Raw genomic sequence first — 19,109 nt, forward strand, 5'->3', positions numbered from 1 at the left:
GCAAAAATCAATATGAAACTGAATGATGCAATCTCGGGGCTGATTGGTCCTGGCGCACCGCCCTTGGCACGACAACCAGGATTTCGATGGTCGCTGCCGCGTGCTGCGCTGCCAGTCGCAATCATGGCCGCACTGGCGCTGGTTCCGCTGTTGGCGGAACTGGCAGGGCAACCCTTCTACATTACGCTGGTAACACGCATTCTGATTTTCGCGCTAGCGGCAACGGGGCTGAACTTGGTGCTCGGTTACGGCGGCATGATAAGCATGGGTCATGCACTCTATATCGGCGTTGGCGCCTATGCAGTCGGGATTTTGTCCTCATACGGTGTGACTAGCGGCTGGATCCACCTTGGCGCAGCGCTGGCATGTGGTGGTCTGATCGCGTTGCTGATAGGCGCAATCAGCCTGCGTACCAGCGGGGTCGGCTACATCATGATCACACTGGCATTTGCGCAGATGCTGTATTTCCTGGTGGTGAGTTTGCGTCAGTTTGGCGGTGACGACGGCTTGCCATTGGCCTCTCGCAGTGACTTCAGCGGCTTGCCGTTATCCAATCCCAATGTGCTGTATTACCTCGTCTTCGTCGTGCTCGCGGTTACGCTGTATTGCTTTCGCCGCCTTGTGCATGCGCGCTTCGGGATGTTGTTGCGGGGAGCCAAGTGCAACCCGCGTCGCATGGCGGCGCTCGGTTTCCCGCTACTGCGCTACCGGCTATTGGCGTATGTGATTTCCGCGCAAGTGTGTGTGATCGCCGGGCTCTTGATGGCCAATCTGACCAATTTCGTCTCGCCGTCTTATATGCACTGGGCGGTATCCGGAGAGCTGCTCGTCATGGTCGTACTTGGTGGCCTGGGTACGCTGATGGGGCCGGTGGTCGGTGCGCTCTGCATGCTGATACTGGAAGAAGTATTGTCCTCTTTGCCATTCACATTGCCGTATGGACTGGACGAGGTAGTGCGCTCGCACTGGCTGGGTCTGATGGGCCTGTTTATCATCGTTGTTACGCTGGCATTGCGACGAGGGTTATATGGCGCGCTGATTGCCGGCAAGGAGAAGCTGTCATGACGCTCCTTTCAGTTAACGGACTGGTCAAACGGTTCGGCGGTTTGGTCGCCACCGACTGTCTCGACCTCGATGTCCGCCCCGGCGAAATCCACGCCATCATAGGTCCCAATGGTGCTGGTAAAACTACGTTGATGAACCAGCTTTCGGGTGAGCTGAAGTCTGACGCCGGATGCATTCTTTTCGACGGACAGGACGTGACCAATTGGCCGTCATATCGTCGCGCGCAGGCCGGTATGGCGCGTTCGTTCCAGATCAGTTCCGTGTTTGACGACTTCTCCGTCCTGGAAAATGTCATGTTGGCGCGGCAGGCTATGGATGGTCACAGTTTTTCGTTCCGGCTGCCGGTGCATGCGGATCGCAACTTGACCGAACCCGCACTCGCTGCACTGGCCACGGTGGGCTTGGAGCAACTGGCCGCGGCACCGGTGGCGCAACTGGCACATGGTGCACGCCGCCAGTTGGAGATAGCCATGGCACTGGCAACGCAACCCAAACTGCTATTGCTGGATGAGCCAATGGCAGGCATGAGCCAGCATGAATCGGTAGCTGTGATAGCCCTGCTGCAGCGGTTGAAAGGCCAATACGGCATTGTGCTGGTCGAACACGACATGGATGCCGTATTCGCGCTAGCCGATCGCATCACGGTATTGGTATACGGCCGCAGCATCGCGTGCGGTCTGCCCGATGATATTCGTTGCGATCCCGATGTCAAACACGCCTATCTCGGCGACCAAGAGGAGGTGATATGAAGCCGTTGCTGGAACTGGAACAAGTGGAATGTTGCTATGGCGCCAGCCAGGTTCTGTTCGGCGTTTCGCTAGTCGTAAAGGCGGGCGAATGCGTGACACTGATCGGCCGCAACGGCATGGGCAAAAGCACCATCGTGAAAGCCATCATGGGCTTGCTGGCACCGAGTTCGGGGGCGGTACGCATGTCCGGCAAAGATCTCACCGGACATCCCGCCTATCGTGTAGCGCAAGCTGGCATTGGCTTGGTGCCCGAGGGCCGACATATCTTCCCCAATCTGACGGTCCGGGAAAATCTGGTCGCTACTGCGAGCAACCGGCGCAATGCCTTGTCGCCGTGGACCCTCGATAAGGTCTACCAGATGTTCCCGCGGCTCAAAGAACGTGAGCGCAATCTGGGGGCAAATCTGTCTGGCGGCGAGCAGCAGATGCTGGCGATCGGACGTGCATTGTTGACCAATCCAACGTTGTTGATACTGGATGAAGCGACCGAGGGTCTGGCGCCTCTGGTACGCGGTGAAATCTGGCAGGCCCTGGATCGCCTGAAGGCTGCAGGATTGGCTCTGATCGTGATCGACAAGAACATTGGTCCGCTGTTGCGACTGGCGCAGCAGCATTACATCATCGAAAAAGGACGAGTGGTATGGAGCGGTAACTCCGACAGTTTGCGCAGCCAGCCGCAACTGTTGCAACAGTACGCAGGTGTGTAAGCACATAACAGGAAAAGGAAAATAAAATGGCAGAAAATCGTGGTGTGGTTTACGTAAGGCAGGGCGAAGTGGAAGTACAGGCTATCCCGTTTCCGAAATTGGAAGCCCCGAATGGCAAGAAGATCGAGCATGGTGTGATTCTCAAAGTAATCACAACCAACATTTGCGGCTCGGACCAGCACATGGTGCGCGGGCGTACCACCGCACCTTCCGGCCTGGTGCTGGGGCACGAGATCACCGGTGAAGTGATCGAAGCAGGGCGCGATGTTGAAACACTGAAGAAGGGCGACTTGGTATCGGTTCCGTTCAATGTTGCCTGTGGCCGCTGCCGGACTTGCAAGGAACAACACACCGGCGTGTGTTTAAGCGTGAACCCGGCGCGCGCCGGCGGCGCCTACGGTTACGTCGACATGGGTGGCTGGATAGGCGGACAGGCCGAATATGTGATGGTGCCGTATGCTGACTTTAACCTGTTGCGGTTCCCGGATCGAGACAAGGCAATGGCAAAAATTACCGACCTGACATGCCTGTCGGATATCCTGCCAACGGGCTATCACGGTGCGATAACAGCCGGTGTTGGTCCCGGCACCACTGTCTATGTAGCTGGCGCCGGACCAGTCGGCCTGGCTGCTGCCGCATCGGCGCGCTTGTTGGGTGCCGCAGTGGTGATTGTCGGCGACATGAACCCGGCGCGCCTTGCACATGCGCGCAATGTAGGTTTTGAGACGGTCGACCTGTCGCTCGACGTTACGTTAGCGGAACAGATTTTTCACATTCTAGGGGACGCGGAGGTCGACTGTGCCATCGACTGTGTGGGTTTTGAGGCTCACGGGCATGGTCACGAAGGCGCACAGGTGGAAGCGCCTGCCACGGTCCTGAATTCGCTGATGGAAATTACCCGTGCGGCTGGACGGATTGGCATTCCAGGCTTGTACGTAACCGAAGACCCTGGCGCAAAAGATGCTGCCGCCAAACGCGGCAGCTTGAGTCTGCGTCTCGGTTTGGGATGGGCCAAGTCACACAGTCTGCATACAGGGCAAACACCGGTGATGAAATACAACCGGCAACTCATGCAAGCGATTTTGTGGGATCGACTCCATATCGCCGATATCGTCGGCGTACAAGTTATTGATTTGGACCAGGCGCCGGCTGGCTACGCACAATTCGATGCCGGTGCACCGAAAAAATTCGTCATTGATCCGCACGCTGTACTGCAGCGCACGGGGTAAGCCCGACGGTGACTTTTATCAGACGGCCACACAAAATCCCAAATTGCTGGATTCTTGGTGGCCGCTGGTGTGAAACGAGTCGCTTGAAACTAAGGGGGTTGAAGGAAATTAATTCTGTTTCAGTTCAAAAATTGGAAACAGAAAAACTTCCAAGAATCTCTCGCTCGATAAGCCGGTAGAAATACGCTATTTGGATCGCCGGGACTGCGGTTGAGCTTGAGACTCGAGTCGTGCATTTGCAATGAGCTGCCCTTGAAGTTGATCTTCTAGATTTGCCACCTTTCCCTCCAGCACCAAAATACGTGCTTGCATTTGTGGCCGTTCAGCTCTGAAGACCGCTAGTTCATCATGAGCTTCGCTCAGTTTATCTTCACTAGAATCGAATCGGGAGTGAAGATCTGCTGCCAATGCTGTTTCCGTAACAAGGTTCTGCATTAGCTTCGCATACTCGCTTTGGATGCTCGAATACTCCCGCCGAGCTACTTTTAGTTCAGTTTCTACTTCGTCCCGACGTTCTAGTTCGTGCCGTTGTTGGCCAATCAATAGCTCCTTTGACATTTGTTCTTGGCGAAGTCCCGCCAATTCATGCTCCAGCAACTGCTTGCTGTGCTCAAATGATCGCCTCTCATCTGTGCGTTGTGTGGACACCGAAGTCTGAAAATGTTCAAACTGTGTTTCTGCTTGTTTTAGTTGCTGAACAGCGCGAGCTAATTCAGAGTCTTTGTCTTGAAGGCGATTACGCAAGCCGACATTTTCAGCCCGAACTGTCGCTTCGACCACCTCTAAAACTTGTATCGAGGAGAGCGCTTTCTCTAGTGCGTCTTTTTCAACTTTCAATTGAATTGCCAGCCCGTCGCGTTCAGCCTTGGCTTGCCCACATGCTTCGATAAGGCTACGTAGGCGCTCCTCCATGACATCAAGCTTTTCGTCAAATTCGGCTTGCGCCGCATTTAATTTTGCTTCAGCAGTGGCTGCTAGTTGCGCTTGTAGATTTCTGACTGCGACCACCAGTTCCGTCGACAAACCGCTTTTCGCCTCGGAAACACGTGCTTCATGTTCATTTTTCCAGCGCTTTAACAGGGGCGCGATTGTACTTTTACTACCCGTATTTCCTAGGGCAACACGAACATTATCAACAGTGGGATTCTCGCCAATATCGGTGATATTTGCCGCTACTGCAGCAACTTGGGAATACAAAATACCTGCGCGTGCCATAAGAGTCTCGAATAAAATAACATAGTATGTATTACATAATATTACTTTATATAACCAATATATAAATGGAAATTAGGCATTAAAACTAACATTTGATAAATTAACTTATCACGAGTTATATAAGTTAGCGGCGTGCTATTCTGCGTAATCGCTTTTACAAGCACTCAACGTGAGCGGCAAGCCATGAGCATTATTCACTCGATTGAACAGGACGTCATCGATATTGGTAATGTGACTACACACGTCGATAACGAACTCGGCATCCGACACCGCGCCTTTCTAGCTGCTGCTACGTCGGACAACACGCGCCGGACTTACCGTGCGGCCGTAAGCCATTACTTGGCGTGGGGCGGTATGCTGCCGGCCGACGAGTCGACGATGATCCGCTACTTGCTAGCCTATGTTGACTCTCTAAATCCACGTACTCTGGCGCTACGCCTAACAGCGCTGTCGCAGTGGCATGTCCACCAGGGTTTCTTTGACGCAGCATCAACCCCGACTGTACGAAAGACCATGGCCGGGATCTTGCGAACTCACGGTCGCCCCAAGAAGAAGGCCAAAGCACTACCAATTGAAGACCTTGAGTGCATCGTGGCGCATTTGGCAAGCCTCGGTACGTTAAAGGCCGTGCGCGACAGTGCTCTCCTGCAGATCGGCTTCTTCGGTGGATTGCGTCGCAGTGAATTGGTCAACATTAAGGTCGAGTACATCGCGTGGACGCTTCAAGGCATAACGATCATGCTGCCGCGCTCGAAAACTGACCAAATCGGTGAAGGGGTCGTCAAGGCGATTCCATACAGCGATGGCCCTTGCTGTCCGGCCATGGCATTACGTGCCTGGCTCAATGCTGCCAGCATTTCAACGGGGCCAGTGTTCAGATCGATCAGCAGGTGGGGCAAGTTGGCCACCGAGGCTTTGCACGAAGGCAGTGTCAATGCAATCTTGGCGGACTGCGCGACGTTGGCACATTTAAGCTACGTGCCGGATCTTTCGAGCCATAGCCTTAGGCGGGGCATGGCAACTAGTGCGCACCGTGCTGGTGCCGATTTTCGCGATATCAAGCGGCAAGGTGGCTGGCGTCACGACGGCACAGTACAGGGCTACATCGAGGATGCAGATCAATTCAAGGAAAATGCGGCTGGAAGTTTATTAAGATCAAGATCTAAGCCGACCTGATTCGGCTTACCTAACAATTTGTAGCCCATTGGCCTACTGTTTCTCTATGTGAAAATAGACTACTTGGATCAAACTTGGTACGAATAGTGCGATTGTCCATGTCGTTCTACATAGCGGCATGATAGAGTTCCGGCATGGATCTGCTGGATACCGTACCGTACTACGCCAAATGAAATTCAGGCTATATTTTGAACAAAATTTAATAACTAATTAATGGCTCACGAAGCATCACAAATCCAACGCAAAAGTGAAGGCCCGGATCACCTCGGGCGTTACTATACGAAACTTGATATTGCAGGATTACTTATTGCCCAGATGTCAGGGATTGCTCCGAGTCGCGTCCTAGATCTTGGTGCGGGGGCGGGGTCGCTTTCGCGTGCTGTATTACAAAGATGGAGAGATATTGAGTTGTTAACCGTGGATGTTGACGCGAAAGCCAAGTTACATCTGAAGCGACTTGCGCAGGCCGAAGCACCAGGTATAAAACATAGCCATATTCATATCGACGCTTTGAGCGATCACCTCCCAGATTTACTATCGACAAAGACCAATTCGATCGATGCTGCAGTCTGCAATCCTCCATTCATCATTCCGCGATGGCGGGCAGGATTCGCAGAAATAATCGAGGATGCGGGGTTCAGCGGATGTTTGCCGGTACTATCCGATGTCGATGCGGCACTGCTTTTTTTGGCCCAAAATCTCCGGCTACTAAGCGAAAAATCGACGTTGGGGATTATCGTTCCCGATAGTTTGATCTCTGCATCAAAGTACAGACTCTTTCGCAAGGAGCTGCTGCAAAAATATGCGATTCAAAGAGCGATTCGCTTGCCACGTCATTCCTTTCTCGGCACCGATGCCCAAGCATATATTTTGGTTATAGGTAAGGGGATAGGAGCGTCTGAAAAAATACCGCTTCAAAAATTTGATGCGAGCTCGAGGATGAGCGCTGAGCTATTAATAGATGTGAACGACGCCATTGATCGACTGGATTTCGAATATCATGCTCAGCGACAGGAAAGTGCCATTTGGCACCCGGCCCTCCGCATCCTAGAATCCATAGCATTGGATATCAAGCGGGGCTCGCTTTCTAGTTCAGAATCTAGATCGATGCCTTTTCCAGTTTTGCACACAACAGATATAACCGTGGACTTGGCTGGCCATTGGTGTGATCTTAGCGAGTTTGGCAAGTCAGTAGATAAATCGTTCTCGGGCCGTCACGTAGTGTTGGCGCAACCAGGTGACATTCTCTTAGCACGGGTCGGTAGAAACTTGGAGCAAAAAGTCATAGGTGTGGCCGATGGTTTCCCAATTCTATCGGATTGCATATATAGAATTCGCGTACCTCGTGCTTCGCAAAAACAAGTTCTAGCGCAGTTGAGTTCAACACATGGTCAAGCGTGGCTAAGATCTCGTTGTTACGGTGTCAGTGCCAAACAGCTGTCGAAGGCGGATTTGCTGACATTCCCACTACCGTATTGAATTCTTGTGCTTTATATCTACATATTATTTACTTTGTCGAGGTAATCCTTCATGGCTGAGTTTGAAGAGCGTGCTGATCAACTTCCGTTAGACGCGATCGATGCCACGATGGCGCATGGAGCGATTTTTCAAAACGCTCGAAAGAAGCTGCTTGGTACTGGAGCAAAGCTTCTGGTTGGACCAAGAGGCACTGGCAAGACCCACTTGATGCGTCATACATATCTTCATGCACTTCATACAGAAACTGCCCCGATCGCAATTTATGCGAATTTCAGTCGATACCTGAACCTTGAACCCTTGCTCAAGAAGGCACCGGATGCGCTAAAGCGATTTCACTCCTGGGTCGTTGCCAAACTGCTCCTAAGTTGCTTTGACCTATTGAAGGACGCAAAGAAGGACACTGCAATCATCCAAGATACCAAAACCTATCTCGATGAAATTAAGCTGAGAGAACTGGTTTCATTACTGGAGCGTGGTAGTGGTTCCGATCTGTATGAGTCCTTTGGACAGAATCTTACCGTCGACAATGTCATCGACACCCTGGACTTTTTACGCCAAAAATTTTCCCGAAAGCGGATTATCCTCCTGTTGGATGATGCGGCCTTGAGTCTGACGGATCAATATTTAACAGCATTTTTTGAAATCTACCGGCTATTGAAGACGGAAACGATTGCTCCTAAGGCATCGGTTTATCCTGGCTCTACGCAATATGGACCAACGTTTCATGCATCTCACGAAACGGAAGAGGTACCTCTGTGGCTCTCAGTTGAAGATGCCGACTATTCGACCATAATGGGCGACATTGCAACGCTCAGACTTACCACTACAGAACTCAGCGGGATCAATCCTGATACGCTTGAACTACTAAAATTTGCCGCATTTGGAATGCCACGCGCATATCTGCGTCTCCTCCGTGAATATCTGGACACGCAGGCAGGCTCGTCTCAACAGAAGATAAATAAAATCATTGAGCGACAGACTGAACTCATCGGTGCGGAATATGACTCGCTCGGAATCAAATTGAAGCAGTTCGCGTCACTTGTAGTCACCGGGCGCAAACTCTTCGAAAGAGCGGTTGCAGCCATTGCAGCAGCCAAGGCGCTCGAACCAGGGGCCAAGAACATCACGCTAGCACTGAAGCAAGACAATGATCGAAATCCGTTGGCCGAACGCATGCTTCGTTTCCTCGTCGAAGTTGGCATGCTGTATCCACTACAGGCCGTTTCTCATGGCACCAACAGGAAATATGATCGCTTCATTCCACACCTTGCCTTTCTACACGCGCAAGGTGTTTTCCGGGAGGGGAGGGGCTCATCGTCTAAAGACGTACCACAATATATGCAGCGGCCATTAGCAAAACAACCGCTACGTCGCACATTGTCGACCCTGCTGGAGGCGGATGAGCTTGCGCATCTTAAATTGGATCTGCCCGCGTGCCAGCAGTGCCACACCGCCCGGATCAATGAATCCCAGCGATTTTGTCATAATTGTGGAGCGGAGTTAGTCTCTTCGTCACTATTTGATGAGTGCATGAAGCTACCAATCGAAGAAGTTCCAGGTATTAGTGAATCGTTGGCCGCTCGTATTCATCAAGATACAAAGCTCCGAACTGTGGGGCATGTCTACGCGTCCCAGAATGCATCAGGTGATCTGCAGCAAGCAAGCTACGTTGGCCCCATCCGTGCCAGTGGCATCATTGGCAAAGTAACCCTTACAGTCAACGAGTTTCTTTCCTAACTATGGCTACTATTTTTCGATGCAGGCTCACGCTTTCTGTCTCCCCAGTGAATCCTGTCTTGAGCACCGAAAAGCTTTTCGATCAAAGCTATAAGGAATCGACAGCATCACCAATTGACGAATTTCTGACTCGACTTCTGTCGATAAACAAGCTTGCACCACAGCCTTTGGCATTCGATCCTTTTCAGGGGCAACTTGTTCTGCTGGGAGTAATTGCCGCTGTTGAGAGCTATTTCCGCACACTTTTTCGAAGACTGATCGCATTTGACCCTATATGTCAGGCCAGCGTTGAAGAGCGGGATGTGTCATATAGCGCTGCAATACACCTGTCGCGGGAAATGCTACCTGAGGCAATGTTGGAGCGTATTTCTTTTGTCAGCACCAGCAATATCACAACCGCCATCCGTGAACTGATCGGAATTAAGGGAAATATTCCTGCGGATCTCGATACGGCGATTAAGGACTACGTAAGGGTGTGCCACTTGCGACACTGCGCAGTTCATCGTTTTGGAAAACTAGGTGTAAGCAATGCAATTTCTCTTGGCCTAAGCGAGCACAAGGCACTCTTAGAGAAACCTCTAAAACTAGACTATGTGGCTCTCCAAAATACAATTGCAATTTCGACTTGTCTTGTAAAAACCCTCAACAACTATCTATTCAACGAACTATTGTCTCGCGTGCCTGCATCCAGTTGGACCGGTCAGTACTCCAAAGATAGACCAATATTTATCAGCTATTACAATTTATTCTCCGACAAAGTTAGCTCAAATCGTTCCGCACAATCGAACCAAATCTATAAGCAGTTTTTGAAACAACGGTCAATGTTTGCTGCCGGGGCCAAATTTTAGATCCGCACAAACGCTAAGACCGAGATTACCGATTGTCTGATATCGGTATCGGATGTACACAGAGTTTGGTAATAACGCGTGAACGAAGCCTTAGGTTAGATCGGGCAGTCGTACTCGAACTATCATCAAATTTGGCGCAAGATGTAAGCAGGGTTTATTGAACAGACGAATTCATTCGATCTCGACTCACCATAGCTCGATTACCTAACGATAGCGGTTTATGGCGAGGTCGAATAATTTTACAGAACCATATCGTGTAACGACCAAAATAGCCTCAATGCTCAACACCGATGGGGTTAGGTAAATAGAACCGATACCTTTACGTAAGATCGCTGATCGCTGTGCAAACCAACGACGCTTAGCGCTTGCTTAAATCGCATTTAGCATATTTTACATAATGTAAATTATACGAACTAATCAATCATTGCAAATACTCAAAAATGTCCATTCGACAACATCTCTGCCGATCCGCGCCAATACCTCTTTCAAGCCCGCCAAACTCGAAAAATCATACGCTATCGGAATACGCGTTATGCCAATCCAACTCACCGCTATCAAATCATCCCATTGAATTTAAACGCAAAAACCAGAGTGTGCAAAGTATGAGTAAGCTTTATATTCAACGGCATGGCGCCTGTGCTCGCCAACTAACGGATATGGATACTCATCGTGAATTTTGTCGAACTGCTTTTGCTTGCCGCGATTTTTGGAATAATCTGGGGCGCCATTTTTCTCAACGAAAAAATCACGCCCGCAATGTTGGCCGGATGCGCAATTACACTGCTTGGAACCGCCCTGTCCAGTGGCAAATTCAACGCCTTGTGGATGAGGAAACGAAAATCGGCGTGAACCAAACGGCAGTCCGCCATTTATTTCAGCTGTAACAAATGCCATCTCGTCTGCAATCAACCTGAAACCCCGGCCCTTCAAACTTCATTTCATCAACTGTTCAACAGCCGGGGAAAACATCATGCGCAAATTCATCATCATTGCAGTAATGCTCGCGTTCAGCTCCAGTGCACACGCGCATCATCGATAACTGGCTTCTGCGGTCTGAAGCTGGCAAGACGATCGTTTCGATGGTCAAGTCGCTGGGTCTTCCGGTGCGGGCGAAATTTCGTTGAGCCGGAAACCGGGCCGGATGAAACCACCTCATCCGGGCCAATGCGGCCAACGACGAAATGCAATGCACCATGTTCCAAATATGAATATCCGAAAATCTTATTTTTCATAAAACTGCTTCATCGTTATTCTGGCGTGACTGCTTCAACTAAAAGTCTATGCAATGTCCGCCTCACAGAAGCCATTCAACTTCGGGCTTCTCCTGCACGCTCCGCACACCATTGGAACAACATCAGGAAGCCCCCGAAGAAATCCGTTTGCTATCGATCAGATTGCCAGCTACGCCCGCGATATAGAAAACAGTGGTTTCACGCTGCTGGTACTGGATGATGAACTCGATTCATCTGCAGTAAAAAGCGGCGCCAAAAACGGTCTCGAAAATTTCACCCAAGCCGCGTATATCGCTTGCAAGACGCGCACGCTCGGCGTTGCGGTCAGCGCCAACACCAACTATGTGGAGCCTTTCAGCCTGGCGCGGTTGCTGGCGTCGCTCGACTATGTCAGTCATGGGCGTGCGGCGTGGCTGGTGACGGACAGTGAGAGCGGCAATGCCGCTGCCAATCATCAACGCGCGGCCACCAATGCCGCCAGCCGGCATGCGCGGCGCGAGGAAAGTCTCGCCGTGGTCAATCGGTTGTTCGATACCTGGGAAGACGATGCATTCATCCGCGACAAGGCGTCCGGAGAGTTTGTCGATGTGGATAAAGTTCACTTTCTGGAACATCGCGGCGCGCACTTTTCAGTCAAAGGCCCGTTGAATGTAGCGCGCCCGCCGCAAGGTCATGTCCCCCGGATTCACTTCCTGACACCGCAAAATGCGCATGCACGCGGCGCGCTTGCTTACGATCTGCTGATCGCCAGCGCAATTGCGGATAGCGACATCGCCGCGCTGCATGCGTCTGGCCTCATCTGGAAATTGCTGGTGCCGTTTATCGCCGATGACATTGCTGTCGGCCGGCAACAACTGATAGCGCATGTCGATGCCATTGCGTTGGATGATGATCTGCACGGTCACAGGTGGGTCAGTACCTCCGCCGAGAATGAAACACCGCTTGCGCCCGTCGGCCAGCGTAATCTTGCCGCGCTGGGACACGCCCTTGGGGAAAACCTGAGCAACCGTGATTCACAAGAACTTGTCGACGCCGATGTATTGCAACGCCTTAATTCTTACGGAAAATCACTGCTGGCCATTGCGCTTGAGCGTTTCCGTTACAGCGGGATCAACCGGGACGCTACGGCGTTGCGCTGGCTCGACTTGTTGCGCGCGCATGCAGATCGACGGGAAGTATTCGTTGGCACGCCTGCCGATTGGGAATGCGCGCTACAGGCGTTGTCCGCAGCATCGAGTCCTTATAGCGGCGTCTTGCTTGCGCCTGCCGCCCTGCACTATCTCGATGCGAGCTTCGCTGCGCGTCTGCTGCCTGCTGCATTTCGCAGCACTCACAACCATGACAACCGTGAAAGCCGCGCGCGGCATCCACAGCTGCGGGACGCGCTGAATTTGCCGCGGCCACCCAACAGTTTTGTCGTATCAACGAAATCAGCATGACTGAAAAGAAACGCAAACAACTACACCTGGGCCTGATGTTCTGGGCCACCGGCACGCATTCGGCCGGTTGGCGTCATCCCCTGGCCAAGACCGATGGCGCCTACGATATCGAATTCATTCAACAAATCTCGGCGGCAGCAGAACGCGCCAAATTCGATTTCATTTTTCTTGGTGATCGCCTGGTCGCCGACCCGGCGCTGGCCAAAACCAATCCTGGCCAGATGTCGCGTCTGGAACCGTTTGTCGTCGCCAGCGCGATTGCCGCCGCGACCGACAAGATCGGTCTGGTGGTCACCACCAATACCACTTACAACGACCCGTATACCGTGGCGCGCATGGCGACCTCGCTGGATTACATCAGCAAGGGCCGCGCTTCCTGGAATATTGTCACGGGCGCCGACGCCGCTGCCGCATTGAACTTCAGCCGCGGCGAGCACTGGAGCAATGAAAAACGCTACGACTGGGCGCAGGAATTTACCGAGGCGGCAATCCGTCTGTGGCAATCATGGGAAGAAGACGCATATGCGCCGACGCCCGATGGCGGTGCCGAAATCCGACTGGATCGCATCAATAATCCGGCCTATGAAGGCCAGCACATCCGTTTCGATGCACCATTGAATTTGCCGCGCCCGCCGCAAGGCTATCCGGTGCTGTTGCATGCCGGCACCTCCGAACGCTCGCGTGATCTCGGCGGTCGTTATGCCGATGTCCTGTTTACCGGTCAGGCCGTGTTTGCAGAAGCCAAAGAATATTACGATGACGTCAAGGGCCGCGCGCGGCAATACGGACGCAATCCGGACGACGTCAAGATCATTCCGGGCCTGATCGTGGTGGTCGAAGAAACCACCGAACAAGCGGTTGCCACTTACGATACGTTAAACAAGCTGATCTTGCTGGATCCTGAAGACAGCCCGGAAGCCTTGGCCGCCAAGGATGATGCCGGCAAACCGCATTTCCAGTATGTGGGCTTGGGACGGGGCGCCAAACGCAACCTCAGTCTGGCCTCCGGTGCCATCGGCGTCGACGTGCGCGGACATGCGCTGACCGATCTGGTGCCGCCGGAAACGCTGGCGCAAGCCTCGGATGCAGGCAAGGATATTTTTGCCTACATCACGCGGCTGACACGCCGCACCACCACGGCAGCCGTCGCCAGTCAGCGCATCACTTATCTGGATCTGGTGCACGCCTCGATTGCGCAGACCTCGGCCGTGGTCGGCAATCCGCAAGAAGTGGCCGACTACATGCAGTATTGGCTGGACAACGGCGCAGCTGATGGTTTCAATATTTTTGCTTCGTTCCTGCCCTACTCCGCTGATCGCTTCAATCAACTGGTGGTGCCGGAATTGCAACGACGCGGCATCTATCGGCAAGATTACGCCGGCGATACCTTGCGCGAGCATTTCAATCAACCCAAGCCGGTATAACGCATGCAGGCATATTCCTCTGCCACACCAGGCAACACTTATGCAACGCCGGCCTCAGGGCTGCCGTTTTCATCCTGGCGGAAACAGCATCCGCTGCTGATATCGGCGGTCATCGGCACCTTGTTGTTTTTGTTGCTGGAAGATCTGACTTCCCGCTACGGCTGGATCAACAGCGCCAAGTTTCCACCGGCGCTGGACGTGCTGACGGCATTTGCACAACTGGTTTCTTCGGGCCAGATCTGGCCGCCGTTGACGGCCACGCTGATCACCTGGGCGCTGTCGGTGTTGATTTCCTTGCTGGTCGCGCTGCTGCTGAGCTTGCTGGTCAATCTCAACGATTACACCTATGCCGGTACCCGCACCATTCTTGAATTCATCCGGCCGGTGCCATCGACGGCGCTGATTCCTCTGGTGATTCTGGCGCTGGGTTCGAATGTCGAAGGGGCATTATTTTTGACGTTTTTCGGCACCGTGTGGCAAGTATTGCCGATCTTTCTCGCGGCAGTGCATGCAACTGATCCGGTCGCGCTCGATGTGGCGCGTTGCTTCGGCCTGACCAAACGGCAAATACTGTTGTCGATTCGCCTGCCGTCGATGGTGCCGTATCTGAAGACGGCGATCCGTATCGGGAGTTCGGCCGCGCTGGTGTTGCTGGTCAGCATGGAATATCTGGCCAGCATTTCCGGTATCGGCAAGGAAATTGCCATTGCGTATGCCGGCTCCAACTACACCCGGCTGTACGCCTTCGTGCTGCTGGCGTCGATTCTGGGGTTGCTGGTCAATCTGTCGCTGGCGGCATGGGCCAATCCCGCTGTGCGCCGGGACGGCAAGGAATAAACATGCGCCAGAAAAAAGTCTTGTTCGAGATATTCTGCTTCCTGCTGTTCCTCGGCATTTGGTGGCTGCTCAGCCGTCATTCGGAAAATCCGTTTTTCCCGCCACTGCAAGAGATGCTGGCCGACGCCTGGCATTACTGGCAATCGGCGGCCGGCTTGCGCGACATTGCCGCTACGTTGGGCAACATCATTTTCGGTCTGATCGCCGGCGTCATTGGCGGTGTCGTCATTGCGCTGCTGATGTCGCAAGTGCGACTGGCTTATCTGGCGCTGATGCCGGCGGTCGAACTGCTGCGTTGCATGCCGAACGTGATTCTGTTGCCGATTACCATCTCCATCCTTGGCATCGGCCAGGAAATGAAAATCTTCAATATCGCGCTGGCAGTCATGTGGCCGGTGCTGGTCAATACGCTGGACGGTTATCGCGGCATTCCCGAGCAATGGCTGCAAACCGCCCGCGTGTTTTCGCTGAATGCCGCCAGCCGGCGTTGGACGGTGGTCTTGCCGGCGTTGTTGCCACGCATTCTGACCGGCATTCATGTAGCCATCCCATTGAGTCTGGTGGTCGCCGTGACCAGCGAGATGGTGGGCGCCACTACCGGCATCGGCTCGGTGATTCTCAACGCCCAGTACACCTACGATGTGCAGCGCATGTGGTCCGGCGTATTGCTGCTTGGCGTGCTGGGGTATGTGTTGAACAGCGCCTTTGCTGTTGCCAGGCGCCACATTCTGCAACGATTGACCTGACCTTAAAGAACGTTTTCATGATCCGCATTTCTCATCTCAGCAAGCGTTACCAGACCGCGCACGGCGTAACGGAAGCCATCCGCGACATCTCGTTCGATGTTGCACAAGGCGAATTTGTCAGTGTGGTTGGCCCGTCGGGCGCCGGCAAGAGTACGCTGCTCAAGGCCTTGGCGGGTTTGCATCAGCCCAGTTCCGGCGCGGTGCAGTATCAAGGCAAAGCCATCACCGGTCCGCAAAAAGATTTTGCCGTCGTGTTTCAGGATTACGCGCGCTCACTGTATCCGTGGCTGACGCTGGAACGCAATATCACGCTGCCGCTGGATAATCTGATCGGCAGCGCCAAGGAGCGCAGCCGGATTGCCACTGATTTTCTGGCGCGCGTCGGCCTGGCCGGCATGGGCAAGAAGCGTCCGTCGCAGATCTCCGGCGGTCAGCAGCAACGCGTTGCCATTGCCCGCGCGCTGGCTTACTCACCCAAGGTTCTGATCATGGACGAACCGTTTGCCTCGGTGGATGCCCAGACCCGGGCCGAACTCGAAGATCTGGTATTGCAACTGAAGCAGGAAACCGAGGCCACCGTGATTCTGGTGACGCATGACATCGATGAAGCGACCTACATGAGTGACCGCATCGTGGTGCTGAGCCGGGCGCCGAGCGTTGTTCTCAAGGAAGTGGTCGTGAACCTGCCGCCAGTGCGCGACCAGATCGGTACCAAATCACTGCCGCAGTTTTCATCCGTACGGGCTGAAGTGCTGCAATCGATCAGAAACCCGGAGGCACTTGTTGCCGCCTGAAGAGGTGATTCTCAGCCGCAGTCTCCTCAACACTATCCCTATTTTTATTGCGGCAGCTTGACGCCGCGTCATTCACTCTCAGGAACACTTATGATCAAAAACCTAAAGCAAGGCTTGCTCGGACTTCTGGCAGCATCAGCACTGGCACCCGCATTATCGGTACAGGCGCAAACACTGATTCCGGTCAAAATTGCCATCATCCCGACGCTGGAAGCCGCGCCGCTGCTGCTGGCCCGGGATAAAGGATTTTTCAAGGAGCAAGGACTGGACGCCACCGTCGAAACCGGCAGCAGCGGCGCCACTATTCTGCCGGGCGTGCTGAGCGGTCAGTACGATATCGGTTACGCCAATGTGGTCAGCGATTTGCAAGCACTCGACAAGAAATTGCCGTTGTTGTTGATTCACGCCACCTACTCACATCCGACCCAGAGCAGCAAGGACCCGTACCGGATTTATGTCGCACCGGACAGCAAGATCAAGGAAGCCCGGCAACTGGCGACCGCCAATATCGGCACGCCTTATATCAACAACATTTCCGAGTGGACCACAAAGAAGGCATTGGAAAACCTGGGCGTCAGCGATTTCAGCAAGCTGACCTGGACCAAGGTGTCGGGTGAAGATGCCTATAGCACGGTCAAGTCTGGCGCCATCGATGCGGTATGGCTGGCGCAACCTGCCGGTGCCGCTGCGGTCAAGGCCGGCCTGAAACCGATACTGTCGGTCAATTCCGGTTCAATGCCGGGTGCCGTCGGTGGTTACTTCATTACCAGCAAAAAATATGCTGCCAGCCACGCCGACGTCCTCAAGCGATTCAATGCCGCCATCGACAAGGCCAACGAATACACCACCGCCCATCCTAACGAAGGACGTGATGCCGTGATCGCCAATTTCCATTTCAACAAAGAATTGGTCTATGCGGCCGACCTCAATGACTTCCCGAACAATCCGGGGCTGGACAAACTCAAGATCATCGCCGCCGATCTCCAGCGCTATGGGTTGATCAAGCAGGCGCCGGACGTCAACAGCATCTTCTGGAAGCCTTGATCTCCTGCACGGCATCTGGCCGCAAGTAATACACCGCTGGTTGAATCATTGCGATTCAACCAGCACAGGATTCATCACTTATCATCTGTCGTCACCTGCCATCACATCGCTTCATCGCCCTGGACTTGCCAGTTTTCGGGGCAGCTTCCTCAAGCCTGGCCCAGTCCCCATCTCCGTCTCCGCTAACGATTTGCCACGATCTGTTCAGCGTGCGTGCGCGTGCCTGCTTTTTCCGGGCCCAGATCAACAATCCTGTGATGCTCAGCAGCGCGATGGCGACACCGAGCACTGAAATCAGGATGCGTCCGCCAAAGCCGACAATACGTCCCGAGTGCAACGGGAATTGCAGCGCCATGAAGATATCCCCTGCACTGCCGCTGCCGGGGACTTTTTCTGCCACCGGCGTGCCGGATTTACCGTCGAAATACAACCATGGATTGCCCAGTCCGGCACCGCCCAGATCCTGACCGGGCGTGAAAAAGCTGACCCCGTACACATCGTAGGGCGCGCTGTAGTGAATCGCGCCCGGCGGCAGTTTCCAGCCGCGCCGTTGGGCTTCGGCGGTGGCGCTGGCGAGAATTTTTTCACGCGATACGCGGGGCGTGGCAGGCAATTTGTGGCGCCGACGCTGGTCGTATTGACCGGGCGTCAGCGTCGAGATCGCGCCAACCATCGGCTTGACCACCTCCGGCAGATTCATCGAAATCGATGTCATTGCCATGGTCAGCAACAACAGCCACAACCAGACCCCGCCCGAGCGATGCAGGTCGAAATTGAGTTTCGGCATGCCGCTGCACAGACGAAACGCCAGCGACTTGCGCCATGAAGCGCGATGAGGAAAGGCGATGTACAAGGCAATGAAACAATCAAGCAGCCATACCAGCGACACCACTCCCATGAACCAGTTGCCCAGCGGCAGTCCGCCGGCGGGCGGAATATGCAGGCTGTAGTGCAATTTGTAGAGCACCGGCATCAACGCTTGCGGCGACCATGAGAATTCACCCCACAGACGCCGCGCCTGTATCTGAGCGGTGACCGGATCGAGTGCGACCTGATTGAAATCGAGTTTCCACGGCTTGCCGGTGACGGCATCGACTTGCGGCGTGACCGTCAGGCCCAGCGTATGCCCGGGCGCGATGCTGAGCGGCAGATACTTGATGCGCACGCGCGGATCGGCCGCCTCCAGCCGGTTGGCCAGCGCCAGCGACGTGGCCGGCGTGGTGACGGTGGCAATACCGCCGCTGGCAGCCTGATACAACGACGGATTGAGCCAGGCGTCGATCTCCCGGTCCCAGGAAATCAGCGCGCCGGTCAGTCCGGCGATGATCAGAAACAGCGCAATGAACAGCCCCGCCCAGCGGTGCAGCATGACCACAACGGTGCGCATG

18 protein-coding genes are annotated in these 19,109 nt (G+C 53.8%); 14 read left to right on the top strand and 4 right to left on the bottom strand.

Annotated elements, in window-relative coordinates; genetic code table 11:
• Nucleotides 1-12 precede the first annotated feature (12 nt).
• Genes AKL27_RS02020 through fdhA form a run of 4 tightly spaced genes read left to right on the top strand, consistent with a single transcriptional unit; the run spans nt 13 to nt 3,750 of the window.
• Nucleotides 13-1,065 (top strand): branched-chain amino acid ABC transporter permease, encoded by a 1,053-nt coding sequence (locus AKL27_RS02020; RefSeq protein ID WP_083438829.1) that lies wholly within the window; start codon nt 13-15, stop codon nt 1,063-1,065.
• Nucleotides 1,062-1,814, top strand: coding sequence for an ABC transporter ATP-binding protein (locus AKL27_RS02025; protein WP_050460948.1), 753 nt, complete (start codon nt 1,062-1,064; stop codon nt 1,812-1,814). Before AKL27_RS02020 ends, AKL27_RS02025 begins: the two co-directional genes overlap by 4 nt.
• Complete coding sequence (locus AKL27_RS02030; RefSeq protein WP_050460949.1) at nt 1,811-2,521, top strand: ABC transporter ATP-binding protein; 711 nt, start codon at nt 1,811-1,813, stop codon at nt 2,519-2,521. Before AKL27_RS02025 ends, AKL27_RS02030 begins: the two co-directional genes overlap by 4 nt.
• Nucleotides 2,522-2,547: 26 nt before the next feature.
• Nucleotides 2,548-3,750, top strand: a complete 1,203-nt coding sequence (gene fdhA / locus AKL27_RS02035) for a formaldehyde dehydrogenase, glutathione-independent (RefSeq protein ID WP_050460950.1) — start codon at nt 2,548-2,550, stop codon at nt 3,748-3,750.
• Nucleotides 3,751-3,936: 186 nt separating this feature from the next.
• Here fdhA and AKL27_RS02040 read toward each other — a convergent pair whose 3' ends face one another.
• Nucleotides 3,937-4,965 (bottom strand): DNA-binding protein, encoded by a 1,029-nt coding sequence (locus AKL27_RS02040; protein ID WP_083438806.1) that lies wholly within the window; start codon nt 4,963-4,965, stop codon nt 3,937-3,939.
• 183 nt (nt 4,966-5,148) lie between these two features.
• Here AKL27_RS02040 and AKL27_RS02045 point away from each other — a divergent pair, with 183 nt between their 5' ends.
• The 4 genes from AKL27_RS02045 to AKL27_RS02060 all read left to right on the top strand — a co-directional run bounded on the left by AKL27_RS02045 (nt 5,149) and on the right by AKL27_RS02060 (nt 10,205).
• On the top strand, nt 5,149-6,141 hold the full coding sequence (locus AKL27_RS02045) for a tyrosine-type recombinase/integrase (protein WP_050460953.1): 993 nt from the start codon (nt 5,149-5,151) through the stop codon (nt 6,139-6,141).
• 213 nt (nt 6,142-6,354) lie between these two features.
• Nucleotides 6,355-7,620, top strand: a complete 1,266-nt coding sequence (locus tag AKL27_RS02050; RefSeq protein WP_050460954.1) for an N-6 DNA methylase — start codon at nt 6,355-6,357, stop codon at nt 7,618-7,620.
• 51 nt (nt 7,621-7,671) lie between these two features.
• The gene (locus AKL27_RS02055; RefSeq protein WP_050460956.1) at nt 7,672-9,357 is read left to right on the top strand and encodes an ORC-CDC6 family AAA ATPase; all 1,686 of its coding nucleotides are present in this window, start codon (nt 7,672-7,674) and stop codon (nt 9,355-9,357) included.
• Between the two features lie 59 nt (nt 9,358-9,416).
• Nucleotides 9,417-10,205, top strand: coding sequence for a hypothetical protein (locus AKL27_RS02060; RefSeq protein WP_232310870.1), 789 nt, complete (start codon nt 9,417-9,419; stop codon nt 10,203-10,205).
• Between the two features lie 573 nt (nt 10,206-10,778).
• Here the strand turns inward: AKL27_RS02060 and AKL27_RS28775 are convergent.
• Both AKL27_RS28775 and AKL27_RS27495 read right to left on the bottom strand, forming a co-directional pair.
• Nucleotides 10,779-11,099, bottom strand: coding sequence for a hypothetical protein (locus tag AKL27_RS28775; protein WP_157056753.1), 321 nt, complete (start codon nt 11,097-11,099; stop codon nt 10,779-10,781).
• Nucleotides 11,100-11,212: 113 nt separating this feature from the next.
• Nucleotides 11,213-11,437 carry a hypothetical protein gene (locus AKL27_RS27495; protein WP_157056754.1) on the bottom strand — a complete coding sequence of 75 codons (225 nt, stop codon included), beginning with the start codon at nt 11,435-11,437 and terminating at the stop codon, nt 11,213-11,215.
• Nucleotides 11,438-11,490: 53 nt separating this feature from the next.
• On the opposite strand from AKL27_RS27495, the gene AKL27_RS02070 reads away from it, so the two are divergent.
• The 6 genes from AKL27_RS02070 (at nt 11,491) to AKL27_RS02095 (ending at nt 17,721) form a co-directional block, all read left to right on the top strand.
• On the top strand, nt 11,491-12,876 hold the full coding sequence (locus tag AKL27_RS02070; RefSeq protein WP_050460959.1) for an LLM class flavin-dependent oxidoreductase: 1,386 nt from the start codon (nt 11,491-11,493) through the stop codon (nt 12,874-12,876).
• Nucleotides 12,873-14,300, top strand: a complete 1,428-nt coding sequence (locus AKL27_RS02075) for an NtaA/DmoA family FMN-dependent monooxygenase (protein ID WP_050460960.1) — start codon at nt 12,873-12,875, stop codon at nt 14,298-14,300. The genes AKL27_RS02070 and AKL27_RS02075 overlap by 4 nt, the downstream gene beginning before the upstream one ends.
• Nucleotides 14,301-14,303: 3 nt before the next feature.
• Complete coding sequence (locus AKL27_RS02080) at nt 14,304-15,137, top strand: ABC transporter permease (RefSeq protein ID WP_050460961.1); 834 nt, start codon at nt 14,304-14,306, stop codon at nt 15,135-15,137.
• 2 nt (nt 15,138-15,139) lie between these two features.
• On the top strand, nt 15,140-15,883 hold the full coding sequence (locus AKL27_RS02085; RefSeq protein WP_050460964.1) for an ABC transporter permease: 744 nt from the start codon (nt 15,140-15,142) through the stop codon (nt 15,881-15,883).
• 17 nt (nt 15,884-15,900) lie between these two features.
• The gene (locus AKL27_RS02090) at nt 15,901-16,677 is read left to right on the top strand and encodes an ABC transporter ATP-binding protein (protein ID WP_050460970.1); all 777 of its coding nucleotides are present in this window, start codon (nt 15,901-15,903) and stop codon (nt 16,675-16,677) included.
• A 90-nt stretch (nt 16,678-16,767) separates the two neighbouring features.
• The gene (locus tag AKL27_RS02095; RefSeq protein ID WP_050460971.1) at nt 16,768-17,721 is read left to right on the top strand and encodes an ABC transporter substrate-binding protein; all 954 of its coding nucleotides are present in this window, start codon (nt 16,768-16,770) and stop codon (nt 17,719-17,721) included.
• Between the two features lie 91 nt (nt 17,722-17,812).
• Here AKL27_RS02095 and AKL27_RS02100 read toward each other — a convergent pair whose 3' ends face one another.
• A complete protein-coding gene (locus AKL27_RS02100) occupies nt 17,813-19,108 on the bottom strand; it encodes a PepSY-associated TM helix domain-containing protein (protein ID WP_083438809.1) in 1,296 nt (431 codons plus the stop codon).
• Nucleotide 19,109: the final 1 nt, after the last annotated feature.

Origin of the sequence: Herbaspirillum autotrophicum (genome assembly GCF_001189915.1) — a bacterium.
GTDB classification, from domain to species: domain Bacteria; phylum Pseudomonadota; class Gammaproteobacteria; order Burkholderiales; family Burkholderiaceae_D; genus Herbaspirillum; species Herbaspirillum autotrophicum.

Bases quoted from the DNA above. Each gene is read 5' to 3' on its own strand.
- AKL27_RS02030 (WP_050460949.1), top strand. From the start codon at position 1,811: ATGAAGCCGTTGCTGGAACTGGAACAAGTGGAATGTTGCTATGGCGCC.
- AKL27_RS02050 (WP_050460954.1), top strand. From the start codon at position 6,355: ATGGCTCACGAAGCATCACAAATCCAACGCAAAAGTGAAGGCCCGGAT.
- AKL27_RS28775 (WP_157056753.1), bottom strand. From the start codon at position 11,099: ATGGCATTTGTTACAGCTGAAATAAATGGCGGACTGCCGTTTGGTTCA.
- AKL27_RS02100 (WP_083438809.1), bottom strand. From the start codon at position 19,108: ATGCGCACCGTTGTGGTCATGCTGCACCGCTGGGCGGGGCTGTTCATT.
- AKL27_RS02020 (WP_083438829.1), top strand. From the start codon at position 13: ATGAAACTGAATGATGCAATCTCGGGGCTGATTGGTCCTGGCGCACCG.
- AKL27_RS02090 (WP_050460970.1), top strand. From the start codon at position 15,901: ATGATCCGCATTTCTCATCTCAGCAAGCGTTACCAGACCGCGCACGGC.
- AKL27_RS02055 (WP_050460956.1), top strand. From the start codon at position 7,672: ATGGCTGAGTTTGAAGAGCGTGCTGATCAACTTCCGTTAGACGCGATC.
- AKL27_RS02045 (WP_050460953.1), top strand. From the start codon at position 5,149: ATGAGCATTATTCACTCGATTGAACAGGACGTCATCGATATTGGTAAT.
- AKL27_RS02095 (WP_050460971.1), top strand. From the start codon at position 16,768: ATGATCAAAAACCTAAAGCAAGGCTTGCTCGGACTTCTGGCAGCATCA.
- AKL27_RS02075 (WP_050460960.1), top strand. From the start codon at position 12,873: ATGACTGAAAAGAAACGCAAACAACTACACCTGGGCCTGATGTTCTGG.
- AKL27_RS27495 (WP_157056754.1), bottom strand. From the start codon at position 11,437: ATGAAAAATAAGATTTTCGGATATTCATATTTGGAACATGGTGCATTG.
- AKL27_RS02070 (WP_050460959.1), top strand. From the start codon at position 11,491: ATGTCCGCCTCACAGAAGCCATTCAACTTCGGGCTTCTCCTGCACGCT.
- AKL27_RS02025 (WP_050460948.1), top strand. From the start codon at position 1,062: ATGACGCTCCTTTCAGTTAACGGACTGGTCAAACGGTTCGGCGGTTTG.
- fdhA (WP_050460950.1), top strand. From the start codon at position 2,548: ATGGCAGAAAATCGTGGTGTGGTTTACGTAAGGCAGGGCGAAGTGGAA.
- AKL27_RS02085 (WP_050460964.1), top strand. From the start codon at position 15,140: ATGCGCCAGAAAAAAGTCTTGTTCGAGATATTCTGCTTCCTGCTGTTC.
- AKL27_RS02080 (WP_050460961.1), top strand. From the start codon at position 14,304: ATGCAGGCATATTCCTCTGCCACACCAGGCAACACTTATGCAACGCCG.
- AKL27_RS02040 (WP_083438806.1), bottom strand. From the start codon at position 4,965: ATGGCACGCGCAGGTATTTTGTATTCCCAAGTTGCTGCAGTAGCGGCA.